Source organism: Streptomyces aurantiacus JA 4570 (assembly GCF_000414115.1).
In the GTDB taxonomy this organism is placed as follows: Bacteria; Actinomycetota; Actinomycetes; order Streptomycetales; family Streptomycetaceae; genus Streptomyces; species Streptomyces aurantiacus_A.
In genome coordinates this window covers 1-19,911 of record NZ_AOPZ01000065.1, presented here as the reverse complement: position 1 = coordinate 19,911, position 19,911 = coordinate 1, and the positions used below count along the sequence as shown (strand labels likewise).

Below are 19,911 nucleotides of genomic sequence, written 5' to 3'. Positions count from 1 at the left end.
CCCACCCGGGAACGGGGCCCACGCGCGCGTGCGTACAGACGTCAGAAGCGCCGCGTGATCAGCGCCCGCTTCACTTCCTGGATCGCCTTGGTCACCTCGATGCCGCGCGGGCACGCGTCGGTGCAGTTGAACGTGGTGCGGCAGCGCCACACGCCGTCCTTGTCGTTCAGGATCTCCAGGCGCTGCTCGCCCGCCTCGTCACGCGAGTCGAAGATGAAGCGGTGCGCGTTGACGATCGCCGCCGGGCCGAAGTACTGGCCGTCGTTCCAGAAGACCGGGCAGGACGACGTGCACGCGGCGCACAGGATGCACTTGGTGGTGTCGTCGAAGCGCTCGCGGTCCTCGGCGGACTGCAGCCGCTCCCGGGTCGGCTCGTTCCCGGTGGTGACCAGGAACGGCATGACGTCGCGGTACGCCTGGAAGAACGGGTCCATGTCGACCACGAGGTCCTTCAGGACCGTGAGGCCCTTGATGGGCTCGACCGTGATCGGCTTGGCCGGGTTGATGTCCTTGATCAGGGTCTTGCAGGCAAGGCGGTTCTTGCCGTTGATGCGCATGGCGTCCGAGCCGCAGATGCCGTGGGCGCAGGAGCGGCGGAACGTCAGGGTGCCGTCCAGGTCCCACTTGATCTTGTGCAGACCGTCGAGGACGCGCTCCTTGGGGTCGATCTCCAGCTGGAAGTCTTCCCAGGTCGCGTCCGCCGAGACCTCCGGGTTGAAGCGGCGGATCCGGAAGGTGACCGTGATGTACGGGGAGTCGGCGAAGCCCGCCTCGGGCTTGGCGTCTTCCTTGTCGAGGGTCGGGGTTGCCATCAGTACTTACGCTCCATCGGCTGGTAGCGGGTCTGGACGACCGGCTTGTAGTCGAGGCGGATCGAGTCCTTGCCGTCGTCGGCGACCTCGCGGTACGCCATGGTGTGGCGCATGAAGTTGACGTCGTCGCGGTTGGGGTAGTCCTCGCGGTAGTGACCGCCGCGGGACTCCTTGCGGGCGAGCGCCGACACCGCCATGACCTCGGCGAGGTCGAGCAGGTTGCCCAGCTCGATGGCCTCCAGGAGGTCGGTGTTGAACCGCTTGCCCTTGTCCTGGACCGAGACGTTCTTGTAGCGGGCGCGCAGCTCGCCGATCTTCTCGACGGCCGTCTTGATGGTCTGCTCCGTACGGAACACCATCACGTTGGCGTCCATCGTCTCCTGGAGCTCCCTGCGGATGTCCGCGACGCGCTCGGTGCCCTGGGAGTCGCGCAGCTGCTCGACGAGGGAGACCACCAGCTCCGCCGGGTTCTCCGGAAGCTCGACGAAGTCGGCCTTCGCGGAGTAGTCCGCGGCGGCGATGCCCGCGCGGCGGCCGAAGACGTTGATGTCCAGGAGCGAGTTGGTGCCCAGGCGGTTGGCGCCGTGCACCGACACGCAGGCGACCTCGCCGGCCGCGTACAGACCCGGGACGACCGTCGTGTTGTCCGCGAGGACCTCGCCCTCGACGTTCGTCGGGATGCCGCCCATGGCGTAGTGCGCGGTGGGCTGGATCGGGATCGGGTCCGTGTACGGCTCGATGCCCAGGTACGTCCGCGCGAACTCCGTGATGTCGGGCAGCTTGGCGTCGAGCTGCTCCGGCGGGAGGTGTGTGAGGTCCAGGTAGACGTGGTCGCCCTCGGGACCGCAGCCGCGGCCCTCGCGGATCTCCGTGTAGATGGAGCGGGAGACGACGTCACGGGACGCGAGGTCCTTCATGACCGGCGCGTACTTCTCCATGAAGCGCTCGCCGTCCTTGTTGCGCAGGATGCCGCCCTCACCGCGGGCGCCCTCCGTGAGCAGGATGCCCATGCGCCAGATGCCGGTCGGGTGGAACTGGAAGAACTCCATGTCCTCCAGCGGCAGTCCGCGGCGGTAGCAGGCCGCCTGGCCGTCACCGGTCAGGGTGTGCGCGTTCGACGTGACCTTGAAGAACTTGCCGGTGCCGCCGGAGGCGTACACGACCGACTTCGCCTGGAAGATGTGGATCTCGCCGGTGGCCAGCTCGTACGCGACGACGCCCGCGCTCTTCTTGACGCCGTCCTCCTCCACGATGAGCTGGTCGAGGACGTAGAACTCGTTGAAGAACTCCACACCCTCCTTGACGCAGTTCTGGTAGAGGGTCTGGAGGATCATGTGGCCCGTGCGGTCCGCGGCGTAGCAGGAGCGGCGCACCGGCGCCTCGCCGTGGTTGCGGGAGTGGCCGCCGAAGCGGCGCTGGTCGATGGTGCCGTCCGGGGTGCGGTTGAACGGCAGGCCCATCTTCTCCAGGTCCAGGACCGCGTCGATGGCCTCCTTCGCGAGGATCTCGGCGGCGTCCTGGTCGACCAGGTAGTCACCGCCCTTGATCGTGTCGAAGGTGTGCCACTCCCAGTTGTCCTCCTCCACGTTGGCGAGCGCGGCGGCCATGCCGCCCTGCGCGGCGCCCGTGTGGGAACGCGTGGGGTAGAGCTTGGTGAGCACGGCGGTGCGGCTGCGCTTCGTCGCCTCGATGGCGGCGCGCATGCCGGCGCCGCCCGCGCCGACGATGACGGTGTCGTACTTGTGGATCTTCATGACGTGGATTACCTCAGCCCCGTGCCTAGCGGATGTTCGGGTCGAAGGTGAAGATCACCAGCGTGCCCAGCAGGATGGTGAACACCGTGGCGGTGTACAGCAGGCCCTTCAGCCACAGCCGCGTGTTCGGGCGCTCCGCGTAGTCGTTGATGACCGTACGCAGGCCGTTCGCGCCGTGCAGCATCGCGAGCCACAGCATCAGCAGGTCCCAGACCTGCCAGAACGGGGACGCCCAGCGGCCCGCGACGAACGCGAAGCCGATCTTGGAGACGCCGCCGTCGAGGACCAGCTGGATCAGCAGGTGGCCGAGGACCAGGACGACGAGGACGACGCCGGACAGACGCATGAACAGCCACGCGGCCATCTCGAAGTTGCCGCGGGTCGAGCGCGGGGTCTTCGACGTGCGCTTGCGCGGGGCCTCGATGACGGGCGCCGGGTGGTCGACGTCGTAGAGCGAGACGCCCTCGACGGGGCCGACGCCGGAGCCGCCGGTCTTCTCTGCGGTCGTGTCAGTGGACATGTCTGGCCTCAGCTCCCGAATACTTCGCGGACGGCGTGGCCGAGGACCGGGTACAGCGCGCCGACCATCAGCACGATCCAGATGCCCATGACGGTCCAGAGCATCTGCTTCTGGTAGCGGGGGCCCTTCGACCAGAAGTCGACGGCGATGACACGCAGGCCGTTGAGCGCGTGGAACAGGATGGCGGCGACGAGGCCGTACTCCAGGAGCGCGACGAGCGGTGTCTTGTAGGTAGCCACGACATCGTCGTACGCCTCCGGGGAGACGCGGACGAGAGCGGTGTCGAGGACATGCACGAACAGGAAGAAGAAGATGAGGACGCCGGTGACTCGGTGAGCCACCCATGACCACATTCCTTCCCGGCCGCGGTACAGCGTTCCAGCCGGCACGGAAGAACCCTCCGGGAGCGGGGATTAGGGGCCGGCCGCCATCTTTTGCCGATTAGACACAGTCTGTCGGACGGGCCCGGCCGGGTACGGTCCACCGGCCGCTCGTCATCGTATCGACGAGTTGTCGGTACGCCCGCCCCGGGTCCTCTGGTGTGATCAAACAGGCAATCAAACTGGTACGTACGGGCTATCGCGGTGGGGTTCGGCGGGCCGCGCCGCAGGCGGAGCGGGCCGCTCCGGGGTGCTGTCCGCCGCGTGTTGCGCCTGGTCGCGGAGCAGCCGGGTGAGGCGGCCGCGGGCCAGGCGGCGCAGTTCCTCGGCGGCCACCGCGCGCTCCTCCTCCGGGTCGTTGCCGAGCCGGCCGCGGATGGAGGCGAGCAGCTGGTCCAGGGCCTCGCTGCGGGGGACGTCGTCCAGGCAGATCACGAAGGCGTGGCCGAACCGGCTCTCGTAGGCGGCGGTGGCGGCGCGCAGGGCGGTGGCCGCGGCCTCGTAGGCGGCGCCCGGGGGGAGCGGGGGCTCCAGGGGCTCGGCGGCCAGGGCCTCGGTGAGGTCGTCGGGGGCCAGGTCGTAGGCCGCCTCGTCGGCTGCGGCGAGCAGGGCGTCCAGGTCGGGGTAGGGCCGGTGGGCGGCGACGCGGTGTGCCCAGTGGCGGCTTCCGCAGCAGGTCATGAGGGCGCGCTCGGCGATGTCCGCTGGGCTTGAGTTCATCGGGTCCAGGGCGTCCGGTATGGCGCGGTGCGGCGGCAGGGGAGCTCCTCGGCGGAGAGCAGCGGGCGACGGGCCGGACCCCGGCACGGGCGTGGGATCCCGGAGCGAGGTCTGGGGCAACGCTAGCGGGGTGGGGGCGGAGGTGTCCGTGGGGCACCCGGAAATCACCCGGATGGGAGAGTTTGGGGGCGTTGGGTGGACGCGCGCCGCCACCGGGGCGGGCTTAGCGTGGAGGTGTGGAGCCGTTGATTCCGTTGATTTCTCCGCGTCGCGCCACCCATGCTGTGCCGGGTGGCGGCGAGAGGGGTGGTCGGCGGTGATGCCACGACGGCTGGCCGTGAGCGCGGGCCTTGTCACGGCGGGGGCCGTGGCCCTCACGGTCGGGTTCTGGCCCGACGGGGGCGGCGGTTCCGGCGGTGGTTCCGGGGACGCGGGCCGGGCGGACGGCAAGGGGGCGGCCTCGTCGGCGGCTCCGCGCGCGCCGGAGCCCACCCCTTCGTACGCCCTGTCCGAGGCGCCCGCCACCATCCCCGCCGTGCGCGCGCACGAACCCGCCCGCGGCCCGGGCTGGCGGCCCGGCGACGGCGGGCGGGTCGTCGTGGGCGACGGCCGCCTCGCCGACGAGGCACGGCTGCTCGCCGGGGAGCTGCGGCTGAAGTACGGGGGCGAGGCCGAGCCGCGCGCGGGTGACGTCCGCCTGGAACTGGCGAAGAACAAGGCCGGGACCCCGAAGGAGGGCGGCGGCGCCGAGTCGTACACCCTCACGGTGAAGGACCGTGTCGTCCGTGTCGCCGCGCCCGCCGAGGCCGGGGTCTTCTACGGCACCCGCACCCTCAAGCAGGAGGTCGCCGACGGCGGCACCGCCCCGGAGGGCGTCGTGCGGGACGAGCCCGCCAAGCCGCGCCGCGGCTTCATGATCGACATCGCCCGCAAGCACTTCTCCGCCGGCTGGATCGAGGACCGGATCCGCGAGCTCGGCGACCTCAAGTACAACGAGATAGGTCTGCACTTCTCCGACGACCAGGCGTTCCGCATCGCCTCCGACTCGCACCCCGAGGTCGTCTCCGCCGACCACCTCACCAAGGACCAGGTCCGCCGCATCGTCGACCTCGCGGCCGACCGGCACATGACCGTCGTACCGGAGATCGACTCGCCCGGGCATCTCGGCGCCGTCATAGCCGCCCACCCCGACCTGCAACTGCGCGACAGCGGCGGGGCGGCCACGCGCGGCGCCGTCGACATCTCGAAGCCGAAGGCCGCCGAGATCGTCGACGACCTGCTGCGCGAGTACGACGAGCTGTTCCCCGGAGCACGCTGGCACCTCGGCGCCGACGAGTACCAGGCGCTGACCGTGCGCGACCCCGAGACGTCCTTCCCCCAGCTCGCGGCCGCCGCCCGGGACCGCCTGGGCTCCGGGGCCCGCGTCCAGGACCTGGCGACGGCGTGGCTGAACGACCGCGCGAAGGCGGTCGGGCCCGGCCGGGAGGTGCGGGCCTGGAACGACGGGTTCTTCCGCGGCGGCGTCACGAGCGTGGACGACCGCGTCGAGGTCGCTTACTGGACCGGCAAGGAGATCGGCGCGCGCGAGCCCGTCGAGTACCTGCGCGACGGCCGCGAGGTCGTCAACTACAACGACGAGTACCTCTACTACGTCCTCGGCCAGCCCAACGACTTCCGCTACCCCACGGGCCAGCGCATCTACGAGCAGTGGACCCCGCTGGTGCTGCGCGGCACCCAGCCGGTCCCCGCGTCGTACGACCGCCAGATCCTCGGCGCCACCTTCGCCGTCTGGTGCGACCTCGCGGGGTCGCAGACGCAGGAGGAGGTGGCCCGCGGCATCCGCATGCCGCTGCGGGCGACGGCACAGAAGCTGTGGGACGAGCGGGATCCTGCGCGGTCGTGGCAGGAGTTCGTCGGGCTGGCGGGACGAATCGGGTAAGTTCGCAGGTCGCGCCGTGCCTGTACCCGGGGAGGGGAGAGGGCGGCGCTGTCTTCTGTCACGCGTCCCAACCCGTGGGGGTCACTCCGTCATGTCGTACACGCCGCCGACCATGCCCGTCGCGCCGCCGCCCCCGCCGCCCGCCGCCGGGCCCGCCGCCTGGCTGAAGTCGCCCGTCGGCCTGGCCCGCGCCACCATGGCCCTGCTCGGCGTCGGCATGGCCGTCGACGTGTTCTCGCTGGTGGCGGGCGTCGGCGTCTTCGACGTCGTCAGCGACCTGATCGACAACGGCTGGAGCGCCGGCGCGGAGGACCGGGCCGACCGCGCCGACTCGCTCTACGGCCTGTCCGGCGTGCTGCAGGCGGTGGGCATGCTCGCCACCGCCGTCGTCTTCATCTGCTGGTTCCGCCGGGTGCGGGTCAACGCCGAGGTGTTCGCCCCCGACGGGCACACCAAGGCGCGCGGCTGGGCCGTGGGCGGCTGGTTCGTGCCGGTCGTGAACCTCTGGTTCCCGCGCCGGATCGCCGCCGACATCTGGGACGCGAGCGCTCCCGCGACGCCGGACGCCCCGCTCGCCGGGCCGCCGCAGCCGGCGGGCTGGGAGGTGCAGCCGAAGCGGACGCTGCTCAACGCCTGGTGGACGCTGTGGCTCTGCACCGGGATCTTCGGGCAGATCGCGTCGCGCCAGTACGCGAACGCCGAGGAGCCCGAGGCGATCAAGCGGGCCGTCGTGTCGCTGATGGCCTCCGACGTCCTGAACATCGCCGCGGCCGTCGTCGCGATCCTCTTCGTACGCCGCCTCACGGCGATGCAGGACGCGAAGGCGCGGACCGGGCCGGGCACGCACGCCTAGGGCGTGTCCGATGGGTCGGCGTGCACGCCCAGGGCTGCCCGCGGTACGCGCGGATCATCCGCAAGTGCTGTGTTCGAACCGTGCTTTCGGCGTGCTTTCGGTGGCGCACGCATCCGCCCTGTGGTGTATTCGGCGGCACGTGGGAAAGCACGCACGAAGGCACGGTTCGAGCACAACGGGGGCACGGAGATGGGCTACTGGGGGTACTACGTCGTGGGCCGGAGCGCGCGGCCGCTCGGGGAGTTCGCGGCGGTGGCGGGCGCACGGGACAGACTCACGCTCCTTGAGCGGCGGCCGGACGGATGGCAGGTCTGGGAGTGCCCGTCCGACGGCACCGTCGACGTCGGCAACATGAACACGCTCGCCCGCGAGACCGAGGCGCCCGCGCTCTTCGGCTACGTCCTGGACAGCGACTGCGTGGTCGTCGAGGCCGCGGCGCCGGAGAGCGGCGCGTGGACGACGTGTCTGGCCCGCGACGCGATGGCCGACTACCTCGGCGACGAGGGACTGACCGTGGAGGACTACTTCCTGGAGCCGCGCGACGCCGCCGAGCGCGCCGTCGCCTGGGCCGCCGAGTCCGGCAGGACGGCGCGGTCCGCGGCGCTCCTCGACGTCCTCACCGCCGACCCCGAACCGTCCGCGGAGGAACTCTTCTTCCGCTTCCTCGACCGGCTCGGGGTGCTGCCGCAGTAGCGTCGAATTCCGGCCGCCGTGGCGTGACAGTGACGTTCCCGAGGGCCCGGGCGCAGTAAGGGCAGTGGGGCATGCGGAGGTGCCCAGTCCGCGACGGGAGACGGCGTACGCCATGAGTACGAGCCCTTTGTCCAGTTCCGACCTGGGCGATCTGATCGCCCGGGCCGACGAGACCGCCCTCGCCGCGAGCGGACTCGGCTGCCTCGACCGCTGCCTGCCGCTGCTCGACGGCGCCGACCAGGCCCTCAGACCCCTGTGGGTGAGCCTGGCGGACGACACGGCGTGGGCGGGGGCGCTGGCGGAGGTACGGGAGGCGCTCGGCGCCGGGCCGGGGCCCGACGCGGCCCCCGGCACCGCCGAAGCCGCCGCCCTCGCCCGGCGGATGCTCGACGCCGTCCCCGCCGCCCGCTCGGCCGACTCCCTGCGCTCCTGGGCCGACGCCTGCTCGGCGGCCGCGCTCCGGATCCACCGGCTCCTGGACGGCGGGGACGAGGGCGTGTCCCCGCTGGTGTCCGCCGAACTCCGGCGCCAGGTACGGGTCCTGGAACTCCTGGGCGGCACGAGCGGCACCGGCGGCGGCCTGCGCCAGGTCCTAGACGTGTCGACCGAGGGGCGACGGGTGCTGCGCGCGGTGGTGTCGAGGTCGCGGAGGTCCGGGGTGGCACCGGGGTAAGTGGGCGTGACGAGTCCGCTGCGGCAGGAAGCGCCCTGAAGGGGCGCGGGGAACTGCGCGACCAGCCCCCACCGGCCCGCAGAATAAGCACACCGCACATCCGCGAAGCGCTTCGCGCTAAGGCGACAGCACCTCGCCCAGGTGCGCCTTCTCCGGCGTCCCCAACTGCGCCCTCCCGTAATACACCCCGCTCTTAAGCGGGACACCCCCCGACCCGTCGGTGTCCAGTTGCAGCACGGTCCCCGCACCCGAGTCCTCCCCGTCCGCGCCGACCGCGAGGTCGGCCCGGCCGTCGCCGTCGAAGTCGGCCAGGGTGACCGCCGAGCCGAGGCGGTCGCCGGACTCCGTGGCGCCGGGGACGTCCGGCTCGTCCTGGCTGACGGCGAGCGCGCCCGCGCCGGTGAGACCCGACCGGGTCCCCTTGAAGAGCAGCGAAGTACCCGCGTCCGTACGGGACTTCCCCGCACGCGTGATGTCCTCGCCGGGGGCACCGGCCAGGACGTCCGCGTACCCGTCCTTGTCGACGTCGCCCACCGCCACCGACCAGCCGAGCGCGTCCCCCGCCTCGGCCGCCCCCGGCACGCCGGGGCTCGCCTGGTGGACGGTCGTCGCGCCGGCGGAGGAGAGACCCGACGCCGAACCGGGCACGACGGTCACCTGGCCGCCCGCGTGCGCGCCCGACTCGGAGGTGTACGGCTGGCCGACGACGAGGTCGGCCCGGCCGTCGCCGGTCACATCACCCGCGGCGACCGACCGGCCGCCCCTGACGGACAGCGTGCCCACCCGGCTCAGGCCCGAGCGGGTGCCCTTGAACCAGACGACCTTGCCCTGGCCGGCCGCGTCCCGGTAGGTGAGGGCCACGTCGGCGTACTTGTCGCCGTTGAAGTCGCCGGACGCGGCGTCCGCGTACGCGATGGCGCCGTCGCCGGACGTGACCGTGCCCGCCGTCTCGTGGCCCGCCGAGAAGCGGGCCGCCCAGCTGCCGCCCGTGCCCGTGGCGGCGGCGAACACGTCCGCCTTGCCGTCGGCGTTGAAGTCGCCGGCCGCGACCGCCGAGCCGAACTGCGCGCCGCCGTAGGCGAAGTCCTCGGAGAGCTGCATGTCCGTGCCGGAGGTGAACTCCGGGCCGTACAGCATCGTCACCGCGCCGCGGTCCTTGTGCGACGTGTCGTCCTCGCCCGGCGCGCCGATCACGAGGTCCGCGTTGCCGTCGCCGTCGATGTCGCCCCACGCCGTGGCCGCGCCCCAGCGGTCACCGGACTCGCTCACGCCGGGTACGCCCGTACTGGACTGCGTGAGCGTCTTCTTCCCGGCGGCGGCCGGACCGCCCGCGCCGCCCGGTACGACGGTCACGGACCCCTTGGACCCGGACGCGCGCGGCGTGGCCGCGACGAGGTCCGCGGTGCCGTCGCGGTCGAAGTCGGCGGTGGGTGCCGCCGGGTCGCCGTCGGCCGCGTACGCCGCCGTGGCCGTCGGGAGCGCCACGGCTCCGGTGCCGCCGAGCACGACGGCACCCATGGCCAGCCACGCCCGGCGGTGCGCCTTTCGCAGGCTCAAATGCCCCAACCCCTCTGGTCGAACGGTGAGTTCCGTGAACCCATTTGAACATCGGTGAACCTCTGGTGAATCAACGAGCTCGGGGGACGGTCGACGAGGCCGAAGGGTTGTACGGGGCCGGGGGATTTCTCGCGTGACGTTTCCCGCAGCGCGCGGATGTGACAACGGGACGGGCCGCCGCGCAGGGTTCATTGAAGAGGTTCATGAGAAACGCATGAGAACGCGTGCGACACCGCGCCGCGAGGGCGCGCGGACCGGGAAGGCCGGCGGAGACGGGTGGGGACTGTGGGGCTGAGGGCGGCACTCGCGACTCGGGGCGGCACGCGCCGCGGATGGCTGCGGGGTGCGGCGGCCGTGCTCGCGGCCGGTTCGCTGGCGTCCGTGCTGACGGCCTGCGGCAGCGAGGACAGGCCGGTGCGGCTCAGCGGCGGTACGTTCACCGAGCGGCTGCCCGCGGACCGGGCGCGCGGCGAGCGGCTCGCGGCCGAGGGCATGGACCTGCTCAGGTCGGCGGACTCGCTGCGCGTCGACGTCGAGATGACCGCGGACTCCACGGAGGACGGCCCCGGCGGGAGGCACCAGGAGGTCGCCCTCCACCTGGACCGGAACAGCAACTGCACGGGCACGTTCGACGCGGGCCCCGGGCAGCGCGGCGACCTGATCATGATCGCGGGCGGCGCCGCGTACATACGGTTCACGGACGAGTCGCTGGAGACGATCCGGGAGATGGCCCAGGCGCGCGGCCCGGCGGTGGCGGCGAGGGTCGAGGAGCGGATCGCGCTCGTCAAGGGCAAGTACCTGAAGGTCCCGGCGGGCGACGGCAGCTCGGGCCGGCCGATGATGCCGGGCGCGCAGTGCGACCTCGACGAGATGCTCGGCAAGCTGGACGACGCCGGCGACGACGGCTTCGAGGGGCAGATACAGGCCCGCCCCGCGACGTACCGCTACGGCAAGCACGTCATACCGCTCGTCGAGCCGAAGGCCGACGGCGCCCTCGAGACCAACGCCATATACGTCGCCGCCGAGGGCAAGCCCTACATCACCGCCTTCTCCTTGGAGGAGAACGGCAAGCGGATGACGATGCGGATGTCCGACTACGGCAAGCCCGTGGAGGCCCACGCCCCGCCGGCGGCCCAGACCATCGACGCGAGCGAGCTCGGCGGCGGCCCCGCGGGGGCGGACCTCTTCGAGGTCTGACCCGCGCCGCCGGAGGTCTCAGTCGGTACCGGCCGGGGCCCGTAGCTCGGCCCTGTACCCGCCCTCCGGAGTGGGCTCGGCGGTGAAGGTGCCGTGGAGCAGTTCGGCGCGTTCGCGCAGGCCGATCAGGCCCTGGCGGGAGCTGGGCAGGGCGACGGCAGGGCGGGTGGGCGCCGTGTTGGTGACGATCACGCCGAAGTGGTGGGCGTCGTGCCACAGGAGTACCGCGGCGCGGGCGCCGGGGGCGTGCTTGCGCACGTTGGTGAGGGCTTCCTGGATCGTGCGGTAGACGGTGCGTTGGGCGGTCGTGCTGATGTCGGCCGGGAGCTCGCCGGTCAGGATTGCCTCGATGCCGCTGTTGGCGATCAGTTGCTGGAGGTCGGCGAGGGTGGGCTGGGGGGTGAGTTCGGTTTCCTTGCCGCCGGAGGCGCGGAGCAGGGTGACCATGTGGCGGAGCTCGTCGAGGGTGTTCACGCTCAGGGAGCGGATGGTGCGGGCGGCCTCGCGGGCGTCGGGTTCCTTGGCGGCGACCTGCAGCGCCCCGGCCTGCACGGCGATGAGGCTGACCTGGTGGGAGACGACGTCGTGCATCTCGCGGGCCAGCTGGGCGCGTTCGCGGGCGAGGACGGCCTGGGAGTACAGCGCGCGTTCGTGTTCGCGGGCCTCCTCGACCTCGGCGAGCTGGCGTTCCACGTCGTGCCCGGCCTGCACGAGCTGGCCGCACAGGACCGGGGCGAAGGCCGTGGCCAGCGTGTACACGAACAGGATGAGCGTCCAGGTCCGGTCGGTGGAGAACGTGTCGGACAGGGGCCAGGAGAGGGTGCCCGCCGCCGCGTTCAGCATGGCGCAGCCGGCCAGCAGCGGGCGGTTGCGGGTGGCCACGGCCAGCGTGTACAGGGCGGTGAACGGGGCGACCACCACCTCCATGAAGAGGCTCATCGGCAGCGTCAGCAGGAAGACGGTCAGCGGGAAGCGCCTGCGCAGGAACAGGCCCGCGCAGCCGATGACGGCGCAGACCAGCACGAGGGGGGTCAGCTCGCCGAAGAGGTTGAGCCAGGCGTCGAGCACGGCGAGCGCCACCAGGCCCGCGTCGACGGCCCGGGGCGGCACGCGGCGCAACAGCGCCCGGGCCGAGCTCATCGCCCGTTGCCCCGTGCCGTGTTGTCGCGGGTGTCGCGAATGTCGCGGTCGTCGCCGCTGTCGCCGAGGAGTCCGGCTCGCTCCGCCAGCAGTGCCGCCTGGACACGGCTGGAGACCCGCAGCTTGGTCAGGATCGAGCTGACGTGGTCCTTGACGGTGCCCGCGCTCAGATGGACGCGGGCGCCGATGTCGGCGTTGGACAGCCCCTCCGCGATCAGGACGAGGACGTCGCGTTCCCGGCCGCTGAGCAGACGCACCCGCGCCGCGTCCGCGTCCTGGGGCGCGCCCGCCCCCGGGTGGCTGCGCAGCAGGGCCCGCGAGGCTTTCGGCGACATCACCACCCCGCCGGCGGCCAAGGTGCGTACCAGCTGGGCGAGTTGTTCGGGCTCGGTGTCCTTGAGGAGGAAGCCGGCCGCCCCTGAGCGCAGTGCGGTCAGAATGTACTCGTCGGTGTCGAAGGTGGTCAGCATGGCCACGTACGGTGGCGCGGGCAGTGTCTGGATGTGCCGCAGTACGGTCAGACCGTCCACGTCGGGCATGCGGATGTCGAGGAGCACGACGTCCGGGTCCTCGCGGCGGATCACGTCGGCGGCCTGTGCTCCTTCCGCGGTCGCCACGACCTGGATGCCGTCGGACGCGTTCAGGATCAGTTCGAACCCGGACCGCACCAGGGCCTCGTCGTCCACCACCACTACCCGGATCACCGGCGCCGCCTCGCACTCGTCTGCCCTGTTTCGGTTCCCGGCGACCCCGTACACCGCCGCCCGTCAGGGCATTCAAGCGCTCGTACGGTGATCGCCCGCTGTCGACACTACGTCCGGTGGGTGGCCGTGCTCATGTGGGGCGCCCCGCCGGGGTCAGGAGCTGGGTCGCGGCGAGCCGCGCGTACAGCTCGTCCTCGGCCACCAGCTCCTCATGGGTGCCCACCGCGCGGACCGTGCCCGCGTCCATGACGACGATGCGGTCGGCGTCCGTCACCGTCGACAGGCGGTGGGCCACCACAAGGACGGTGGTCGTAGCGGCCGTCTCGGCGACGACGTCCCGCAGCGCCAGCTCGTTGACGGCGTCGAGCTGCGAGGTCGCCTCGTCCAGGAGCAGCAGCCGGGGCCCCCGCAGCAGCGCGCGGGCGATCGCGACGCGCTGGCGCTCGCCGCCGGACAGGGTCGAGCCGCGGTGGCCGACCAGGGTGTCCAGGCCGTGCGGGAGACGGTCGACGAGGGTGTCGAGCCTGGTCCGGGCGAGGGCGGCGCGGATGTCGTCGTCCGTCGCTGCGGGCGCGGCGAGGACCAGGTTCTCCCGCAGCGTGCCGGCGAGCACCGGCGCGTCCTGCTCGACGTACCCGATGACGGACCGCAATTCGGCCAGCGGCCACTGGCGTACGTCCTTGCCGTCGACCAGGATCCGGCCGCCACTCGCCTCGTAGAACCGCTCGATGAGCGTGAAGAGCGTCGACTTGCCCGCTCCAGAGGGGCCGACGAAGGCCGTCATCCCGGCGCCCGGCACCTCGAAGTCCACCCGCTGGTGGATGTACGGCAGCTCGGGCCGGTAGCGGAAGGACACGTCCTCGAAGCGGACCGACGCCGGGCGCCCGGCGCCTCCCGCCGCCCGGGGCCGCACCGGCCGGCCCTCGCCCGACGGCTCCGTAGGCAGGCGGTCCACCCGCGTGATCCGGGAGATCGCGGCCGCGCCCTCCTGATAGCTGGAGACGGCCTCGACCAGCCTGTACACCGGCTCCATCAGGTAGAAGAGGTACAGCAGGAAGGCGATGAGCGTGGAGACGGGGATCTCCCCGGACGCCACCCGCGCCCCGCCGACCCCGAGCACCGCGAGGAACGCCAGCTGGACCGCGAGGTTGTCCGTCGAACCCGCCACGGCCTCCCACTTCGCGCTCCGCACGCCGTGGCGCCACGCCCGCCGGGCCGACTCCTCGACGCGAGCGGTCTCCCGCTCCTCGGCGCCGGAAGCCTTCACCGTGCGGAACGCGCCGAAGACCCGCTCCAGGTCGGTGGACATCTCCCCGACCGCGGCCTGCGAGCGCTCGGTGGCCTGCCCGATCTTCGGCATCACCAGGGCGATGCCGGCGCCGACGACCGCGACCACGCAGAGCGTGACGCCGAGCAGGACGGCGTCCAGGAACGCCATCACCACGACCGCCGCGACCAGCGTGACCGTCCCGGTCGCGGCGTTGACCACCGCCTGGGTGCTGACCGCCCGCAGCAGCGTGGTGTCCGAGGTCACCCGGGACATCAGATCGCCCGGCTGCATCCGGTCCATCTCGGTGAGCCGCAGCCGCAGCAGCCGGCCGATGAGGCCCCGGCGAGCGGCCAGGACCACCGACTCCGCCGTCCGCTCCAGCACATAGGCGCCGAACGCCTCGGCCACCGTGCTCAGCAGCACCAGCACGGTCAGGGCCAGCAGGATGCCGGCGATCGTGTCACCGGACGAGAGCCGGTCGACCAGCACCTTCGTGGCCAGCGGCTGGAGCAGCCCGCCGGCGGCTCCTGCCAGCGCCAACAGCAGGCCGAGTGCGACGGCCCACCGGTGGGGGCGGACGTATCCGTACAGGGCCTTGAGCGTCTCGCGGGCGCGGGGGGAGTCGGCACCCGTCGCCTCCGGGGCGGATGCGGTGTTCACAGGGTTCCTCTTCTACGTGGCTGCCGCCGCGGCAGGGCGCACCGTCTCAGCGGTCGCAGCACGCGGGTGTCGGGCCACCAGCCTGGAGACCGGACATTTCTCCGGCCATCCGGCGATCGTCGGGTTCACCCCCGCCGAGTGGCTGGAGGCGCGGGGGGCTCCGTAGCGGGCCGCCGCCGCGGGGGTGCGGCCGCCCTGCCGGCCGTGGGGGAGGAGGGCTGCTGTCAGGCGGCGTGGCCGAGCGCGAGGGCGGCGATGACCGGTGCCAGGTAGAGCACGGGGAAGGCGACGGTCTTGTACGAGCGGGCCCGCAGCACCGTGACGACCGCGCCGCCGAAGTACAGCACCAGGCCGATCCCGGCGGCCACGCCGATCGCGGGTATCGCGAGGCCGACGAGCAGGCCGAGGGCGCCGGCGGTCTTGGCCAGGCCGAGCAGGGTCCACCACGACTGCGGGATGCCGTACTGGGTCAGCGGCTCGGTGACGAACGCGGCCCTGCGCAGCAGGGAGAAGCCGGAGAAGGCGACCCAGGCGGCGGTGAGCACGGTGACGACGACGGCGGTGGTGGACATGGGGACTCCTCGGGGACAAGGGAGCGGATCGGGCGCTTGCGGCGGCGGCCCTCCAGCCTCGCTGGGGTCGCCGTCATGGGTCTGACGCGCCGGCGCCGGAAGATGTGACAGGCCAACGCCGCGGTACCCCCGCGGCCCGGTGCGTCGGCGTGCTCCTGGGGCCTGCCCGCCTGGCCATGCGCCCCGTCACCTCACAGCAACGAGACGGCCACAGTGGCAGCGATGGCCGCCGCCGGGTTGAAGCCCGACTCCCGGTTGAAGTGCGAGGGCACGCCCCGCCATGCCTGCAGCGTGTTCCCGGCGACCTCCCCCCCCGCGTTCGGTGATCACCACCACCCTTGCGCCACCGGGCCGCCGAGAGGGATCAGTGCGTGCCGTCGCCGTAACCCCCCGGCAGCCGCCGTCCGTTCGGCGACCCGGCGCGGGACGGGTCAGTCCGACATCGCGACAAGGACACGGCGGTCGCCGGTGAACGGGCGGCGGCCGTGTGCGAGCAGCACATTGTCGATCAGGAGGAGGTCGCCGGTGCGCCAGTCGACATTGACGGCGTGCTCCAGGCCGCGGTCGCGGATCTGCGCGACGTACGCGGCGGGTATGGGGCTGCCGTCGGCGAGGGTCACGTTCTGCGGCAGTTCGTTCTCGGGCAGGAGCTGGGCGAGGGCGGCGGCGGCGTCGTCGCCGAGGCCGGCCGGGTGCCACTGATCGGCCTGGTTGAACCAGACCTCCGTGCCGGTGACCGGGTGCCGGGTGGTGGCGGGGCGGAGCGAGGTGATGCGGATGCCGCCGTCGCCCTTCCACTCCCACTGCGCGCCGGTCGGTTCGAGGAAGGCCTCGACGTCCTTGCGGTCGGTGGTCTCGAAAGTGTCCTGCCAGCTCTTGCCGAGGCCGTAGCCGTCGTGCAGGTTCTGCAGGTAGCGCACACCGTCCGCGAATGCCTCGCGGACCTCGTCGTCCAGGGAGTTCAGCCACAGCGCGGCGTCGACGACGGGGGTGGCGCCGCCGCCGCCGGGCTGGATCTGGCAGTAGAAGGCGAGGCGGGCCGGCCAGGCGTGGGCGTAGCTCATCTCGTTGTGCATCGAGATGGTGAACTCCTGCGGGTACTCCGTGGAGGTGTAGACGTTGCTGCCGACCTTGGTGCGGGGGGAGTTGCCGTGCACGTAGGCGAGGCGGTTGGGCAGCAGCAGGTCAAGGATCTCGTCCAGGCGCTCCGGGGTGACGCCGAAGCCGCGGAAGACCAGGCCTTTCTCCTGGGTGAGCAGCCGGGTCAGCTCGTCGCCGCCCATCTCTTTGAGGCGGGCGACGAGTTCGTCCTCGTCTCCGGCGCCCTCGGCCTTGAGGTCCAGTGGTGTCCAGCTGGTGTCGGGGTTCGTCATGGGCTCATGCCTCCAGGTCCTGGGTGCGGTCGGCGGCCGGTGCGGCCGCTCGCTCGACGGGGGGAGAAGTGGTGGCCCGCGCCTCGCCGTACGGGCCCCGGCCGCACGCTTCAGACACGGGTGACTCCGCGCGGCTCGCCCAGTACCTCGGCCTGCTGGAGGATCGCCTGGTGCAGTCGGCACATGGAGCGGCCGGGCTCCACCCCCAGACCGTCGGTGAGCCGCCGCCGGGCCGTCTGGAAGGCGGCCAGCGCCTCCGACTGCCGGCCTTCGCGGTACAGCGCGAGCATGAACAGCTCGGTGAGGCGCTCGCGTTCGATGTGCTGCTCCGCCAGCTGCCGCAGCTCGGGGATGGCGACGCGTCCGAGGCCTGCGGAGAGCTGGAACTCCGTCAGGTCCTCATAGACGGTGAGTCTTCGCTCCTCGAGGTCCGCGGCACTGATCCGGCAGCGTGCTCCGTCCCGTGCCTCCATCAGCGCCGGCCCGCGCCACAGGCTCAGTGCCTCGGTCAGCAGCCGGCAGGCGGCGACGGGGTCGCTCATGCCCAGTTCGTGGCCGGCGTCGGCCAGCGAGGTGAAGCGGACCACGTCCACGGCGTCGGGGGGTACGTCCAGGAGATAACCGCTGCGGGTGGTGCACAGCCTCTTGCCGCCATCGGGGCTGACTTCCGATATCGCCCGCCGGATGCGAACGATGTGTGCGTGTAAGGCATTTCGTGCATTGGCCATGCTCTGGCCCGCCCAGAGTTCGTCGATGAACTGGTCGAACGGAATGGCCCTGCCCGGGGACAACGCCAGGAGCGCAAGCACCCCTCCGGCCCGCCTGGAAGTCATCGCACGCTTCTTCTCGGCGTTCACTATCTCCAGCGGCCCCAGCACCCTGAACTGCACGATTTCCCCTCCCGATTCGATCGAGTGATCGAATGAATTCTGCCTGCTGATGGGGCGATCATGGGCATACCATCTGCGCCACGCACGGCGGCTCATTTGGTATGGGGGCAGGCGCAGGCCGCCTGACCAGCACCGCAGCCGCGGATGCCGGGGTACGCGTGATCATCTTCCGGGCGGGGTCCGCCGTCCGCGGGGACGGATCTGGGCACTCTCCGGCCATATCTGACGGCCCAGTCAACCTTCCCGGCCGAACGCCGGCCAAGGCGGCGCACCGCGGCCTTTCATCGACAACTGAAAGTCGTGGCCTGGCGCGATCCGCTCGCCTAGGGTCCATTTCCGGATAACGAGTCCACCCGATGTCACATGACGCAAAACCTGGACCAGGCCCGGCCGCACGCCCCCTCCGAAGAAACTTCCAGAGACCGGCCCCTGCCCCCGTACCCGCGTATTCTGTCCGACTCCCGAGGCGGAAACCGAAGACATGACCGATCACGAAACCCTGCCGGCCGAAGAGGTCGAACCCGACGAGTTCCGCGACATGATGAGCGGCTTCCCCTCAGGCGTCTCGGTGGTGACCGCCATCGGTCAGGACGGCCTGCCGCGCGGTATGACCTGCTCCTCGGTGTGCAGCGTCTCGCTGGCACCCCCGACGCTCGTCGCCTGTCTGCGGCACGGAAGCCCGACACTGGAGGCGGTCCTCGCCGGCGGGCGCTTCGCGCTCAACCTGCTGCACTCCCGCGCCGAGTCCGTCGCGGTCCTGTTCGCCTCCGGCGATCCCCGGCGGTTCGACATGACACCGTGGCACTCCGGCCCCACGGCGGGCGGCCCCCACCTGATACGTGACGCGCACTCGATCGCGGACTGCACGGTGACGGTCACACAGCGGGTGGGCGACCACGTCGCGGTCTTCGGCCGTACCCGGCTGATCACCCGTCACCAGCAGCACTCGCCCCTGCTGTACGGCCTGCGCGAGTTCCGCCCCTGGGCAGCCACCTGATCCGGCCGGCCGCGCCGATGAGGCCGCTTCGGCGCCGGCCCATCAGTGCTCAATCAGCTTGGTGTCAGGCGGCCTTGAGAGAGTCCTCGCAGAGGGCCGACCTGTACTGACACCGCCTTGTGGCCCGGAGCGATGCCCCCGCCCCGGCCTCTCGACGACTGCGACGGCGTGTGACAGACCGGCAGCCCCCCTGGCAGCAGCCACCGCGGGTCGGCCGGTGGACACACCGCCCCTTCCACGCGCCGTCGAGAGGCAGGTTCATGCAGAGGATCCACTTCGGCAGCAAGGACCTGCTTCGGGTCAGCCTCAGAGCCACGGCCGGGCCGGCCGTCGAAACCGCGCTCGCCCAGCGCCAACTCGCCACGGGCAGCGGCTCCTGCCCCGCCGCGTGGCGGCAGTACGCCGCCGCCGTCCTCCCGGCGCAGGCGGCCACGGCGCCCGCCGCCCTTCCGCCCGAGGACCCGCGGATCCCTGCCGGGACGGGCCTGTCCGGCGACGGCCTGCTGCCGCAGGTGTGGCGTCGGGCCGTCGAGCCTTGCTGGGACCGGCTGGTGGGCCACCTGCAAGCGGAGTGCGACGCCCGCGGGCGCATCGCGATGTCGGGCGGCGTGCAACAGCTGCTGGCGACGCTGCATCCGAGGATCGGCTGGCGCGACGCCGTGCTGACCCTGCCCGGCGGCCCGGACAAGGACATCCGCCTGGGCGGGCGCGGCCTGGTGCTCTGCCCGTCCGTGTTCCTCAGCCACCGGCCCGGGATGATCGTCGGTCCGCGCCCGCACGACGACCATGTGCTCCTCGTCTTCGCCGTACCGCTGGATGCCCGCGGTGCCGAGAGGATCTGGGGGGCACCGCCGCGAGAGCAACGCTCCTCGCTGAACGCGCTGGTGGGACGCACCCGCGCCGCGGCACTGCGGGTCCTGCGGGTGGGCTGCTCCACCAGTCAGCTGGCCACCCGGCTCGGCATCTCCGCGGCCGGGGCGAGCCAGCACGCCTCGGTGCTGCGCGAGGCCGGGCTGATCACCACGCGCCGCGTCCGCAACAAGGTGCTGCACACAGCGACACCTCTGGGCATCGCCCTGCTCGACGGACACGGCTTCGGCCCGCCCCCAAGGGCCCTCCCGTCGGCCCCGCTCGGCGTCGCCCCCGCACGCGGCACCCTGCGGCCCGAAGCCGCGGGCGCGGCCGGGCCGCACGCCCCTGTCCCGGC

19 protein-coding genes are annotated in these 19,911 nt (G+C 72.1%); 7 read left to right on the top strand and 12 right to left on the bottom strand.

The annotated features are described in order from the left end of the window. Positions 1–41: 41 nt before the first annotated feature. The 5 genes from STRAU_RS08190 to STRAU_RS08170 all read right to left on the bottom strand — a co-directional run bounded on the left by STRAU_RS08190 (position 42) and on the right by STRAU_RS08170 (position 4,186). Entirely contained in the window at positions 42–812 is a 771-nt protein-coding gene (locus STRAU_RS08190) for a succinate dehydrogenase iron-sulfur subunit (RefSeq protein WP_016639798.1), read from the bottom strand. Next, entirely contained in the window at positions 812–2,566 is a 1,755-nt protein-coding gene (gene sdhA / locus STRAU_RS08185; protein WP_016639797.1) for a succinate dehydrogenase flavoprotein subunit, read from the bottom strand. Before sdhA ends, STRAU_RS08190 begins: the two co-directional genes overlap by 1 nt. 25 nt (positions 2,567–2,591) lie before the next feature. Beyond that, positions 2,592–3,086, bottom strand: coding sequence for a succinate dehydrogenase hydrophobic membrane anchor subunit (locus STRAU_RS08180; RefSeq protein ID WP_016639796.1), 495 nt, complete (start codon positions 3,084–3,086; stop codon positions 2,592–2,594). Positions 3,087–3,094: 8 nt separating this feature from the next. Beyond that, the gene (gene sdhC / locus STRAU_RS08175; protein WP_078621033.1) at positions 3,095–3,475 is read right to left on the bottom strand and encodes a succinate dehydrogenase, cytochrome b556 subunit; all 381 of its coding nucleotides are present in this window, start codon (positions 3,473–3,475) and stop codon (positions 3,095–3,097) included. A gap of 168 nt (positions 3,476–3,643) precedes the next feature. Continuing rightward, positions 3,644–4,186 carry a 2-oxo-4-hydroxy-4-carboxy-5-ureidoimidazoline decarboxylase gene (locus STRAU_RS08170; RefSeq protein WP_078621031.1) on the bottom strand — a complete coding sequence of 181 codons (543 nt, stop codon included), beginning with the start codon at positions 4,184–4,186 and terminating at the stop codon, positions 3,644–3,646. Positions 4,187–4,505: 319 nt separating this feature from the next. On the opposite strand from STRAU_RS08170, the gene STRAU_RS08165 reads away from it, so the two are divergent. The 4 genes from STRAU_RS08165 to STRAU_RS08150 all read left to right on the top strand — a co-directional run bounded on the left by STRAU_RS08165 (position 4,506) and on the right by STRAU_RS08150 (position 8,344). Next, positions 4,506–6,125 carry a beta-N-acetylhexosaminidase gene (locus tag STRAU_RS08165; RefSeq protein WP_203227363.1) on the top strand — a complete coding sequence of 540 codons (1,620 nt, stop codon included), beginning with the start codon at positions 4,506–4,508 and terminating at the stop codon, positions 6,123–6,125. Between the two features lie 91 nt (positions 6,126–6,216). Then, a complete protein-coding gene (locus STRAU_RS08160) occupies positions 6,217–6,978 on the top strand; it encodes a DUF4328 domain-containing protein (RefSeq protein WP_016639792.1) in 762 nt (253 codons plus the stop codon). 189 nt (positions 6,979–7,167) lie between these two features. After that, positions 7,168–7,671, top strand: a complete 504-nt coding sequence (locus STRAU_RS08155) for a hypothetical protein (protein WP_016639791.1) — start codon at positions 7,168–7,170, stop codon at positions 7,669–7,671. Positions 7,672–7,783: 112 nt separating this feature from the next. Continuing rightward, the gene (locus STRAU_RS08150) at positions 7,784–8,344 is read left to right on the top strand and encodes a hypothetical protein (RefSeq protein ID WP_037658151.1); all 561 of its coding nucleotides are present in this window, start codon (positions 7,784–7,786) and stop codon (positions 8,342–8,344) included. Between the two features lie 117 nt (positions 8,345–8,461). Here STRAU_RS08150 and STRAU_RS08145 read toward each other — a convergent pair whose 3' ends face one another. Then, entirely contained in the window at positions 8,462–9,901 is a 1,440-nt protein-coding gene (locus STRAU_RS08145; RefSeq protein WP_052028995.1) for an FG-GAP-like repeat-containing protein, read from the bottom strand. 354 nt (positions 9,902–10,255) lie between these two features. Here STRAU_RS08145 and STRAU_RS08140 point away from each other — a divergent pair, with 354 nt between their 5' ends. Then, positions 10,256–11,098 carry a hypothetical protein gene (locus STRAU_RS08140; RefSeq protein WP_016639787.1) on the top strand — a complete coding sequence of 281 codons (843 nt, stop codon included), beginning with the start codon at positions 10,256–10,258 and terminating at the stop codon, positions 11,096–11,098. An 18-nt stretch (positions 11,099–11,116) separates the two neighbouring features. Here the strand turns inward: STRAU_RS08140 and STRAU_RS08135 are convergent, their stop codons facing one another. The 6 genes from STRAU_RS08135 to STRAU_RS08110 form a co-directional block, all read right to left on the bottom strand. Further along, positions 11,117–12,238, bottom strand: a complete 1,122-nt coding sequence (locus tag STRAU_RS08135; protein ID WP_037658144.1) for a sensor histidine kinase — start codon at positions 12,236–12,238, stop codon at positions 11,117–11,119. Then, a complete protein-coding gene (locus STRAU_RS08130) occupies positions 12,235–12,930 on the bottom strand; it encodes a response regulator (protein WP_016639785.1) in 696 nt (231 codons plus the stop codon). The genes STRAU_RS08135 and STRAU_RS08130 overlap by 4 nt, the downstream gene beginning before the upstream one ends. Before the next feature lie 142 nt (positions 12,931–13,072). Continuing rightward, the gene (locus tag STRAU_RS08125) at positions 13,073–14,872 is read right to left on the bottom strand and encodes an ABC transporter ATP-binding protein (RefSeq protein WP_016639784.1); all 1,800 of its coding nucleotides are present in this window, start codon (positions 14,870–14,872) and stop codon (positions 13,073–13,075) included. A 224-nt stretch (positions 14,873–15,096) separates the two neighbouring features. After that, positions 15,097–15,444 carry a DoxX family protein gene (locus STRAU_RS08120; protein ID WP_016639782.1) on the bottom strand — a complete coding sequence of 116 codons (348 nt, stop codon included), beginning with the start codon at positions 15,442–15,444 and terminating at the stop codon, positions 15,097–15,099. 431 nt (positions 15,445–15,875) lie between these two features. Continuing rightward, complete coding sequence (locus STRAU_RS08115; RefSeq protein ID WP_016639781.1) at positions 15,876–16,817, bottom strand: TauD/TfdA family dioxygenase; 942 nt, start codon at positions 16,815–16,817, stop codon at positions 15,876–15,878. A gap of 110 nt (positions 16,818–16,927) precedes the next feature. Continuing rightward, positions 16,928–17,803: an AfsR/SARP family transcriptional regulator gene (locus STRAU_RS08110; RefSeq protein WP_259299852.1), complete on the bottom strand. Its 876-nt coding sequence runs from the start codon at positions 17,801–17,803 to the stop codon at positions 16,928–16,930. A gap of 385 nt (positions 17,804–18,188) precedes the next feature. Here STRAU_RS08110 and STRAU_RS08105 point away from each other — a divergent pair, with 385 nt between their 5' ends. Beyond that, positions 18,189–18,704, top strand: coding sequence for a flavin reductase family protein (locus STRAU_RS08105; protein ID WP_016639779.1), 516 nt, complete (start codon positions 18,189–18,191; stop codon positions 18,702–18,704). A gap of 260 nt (positions 18,705–18,964) precedes the next feature. Beyond that, positions 18,965–19,911 (top strand): ArsR/SmtB family transcription factor (locus tag STRAU_RS08100; protein WP_052028994.1); only part of this gene is annotated, 947 nt, incomplete at its 3' end.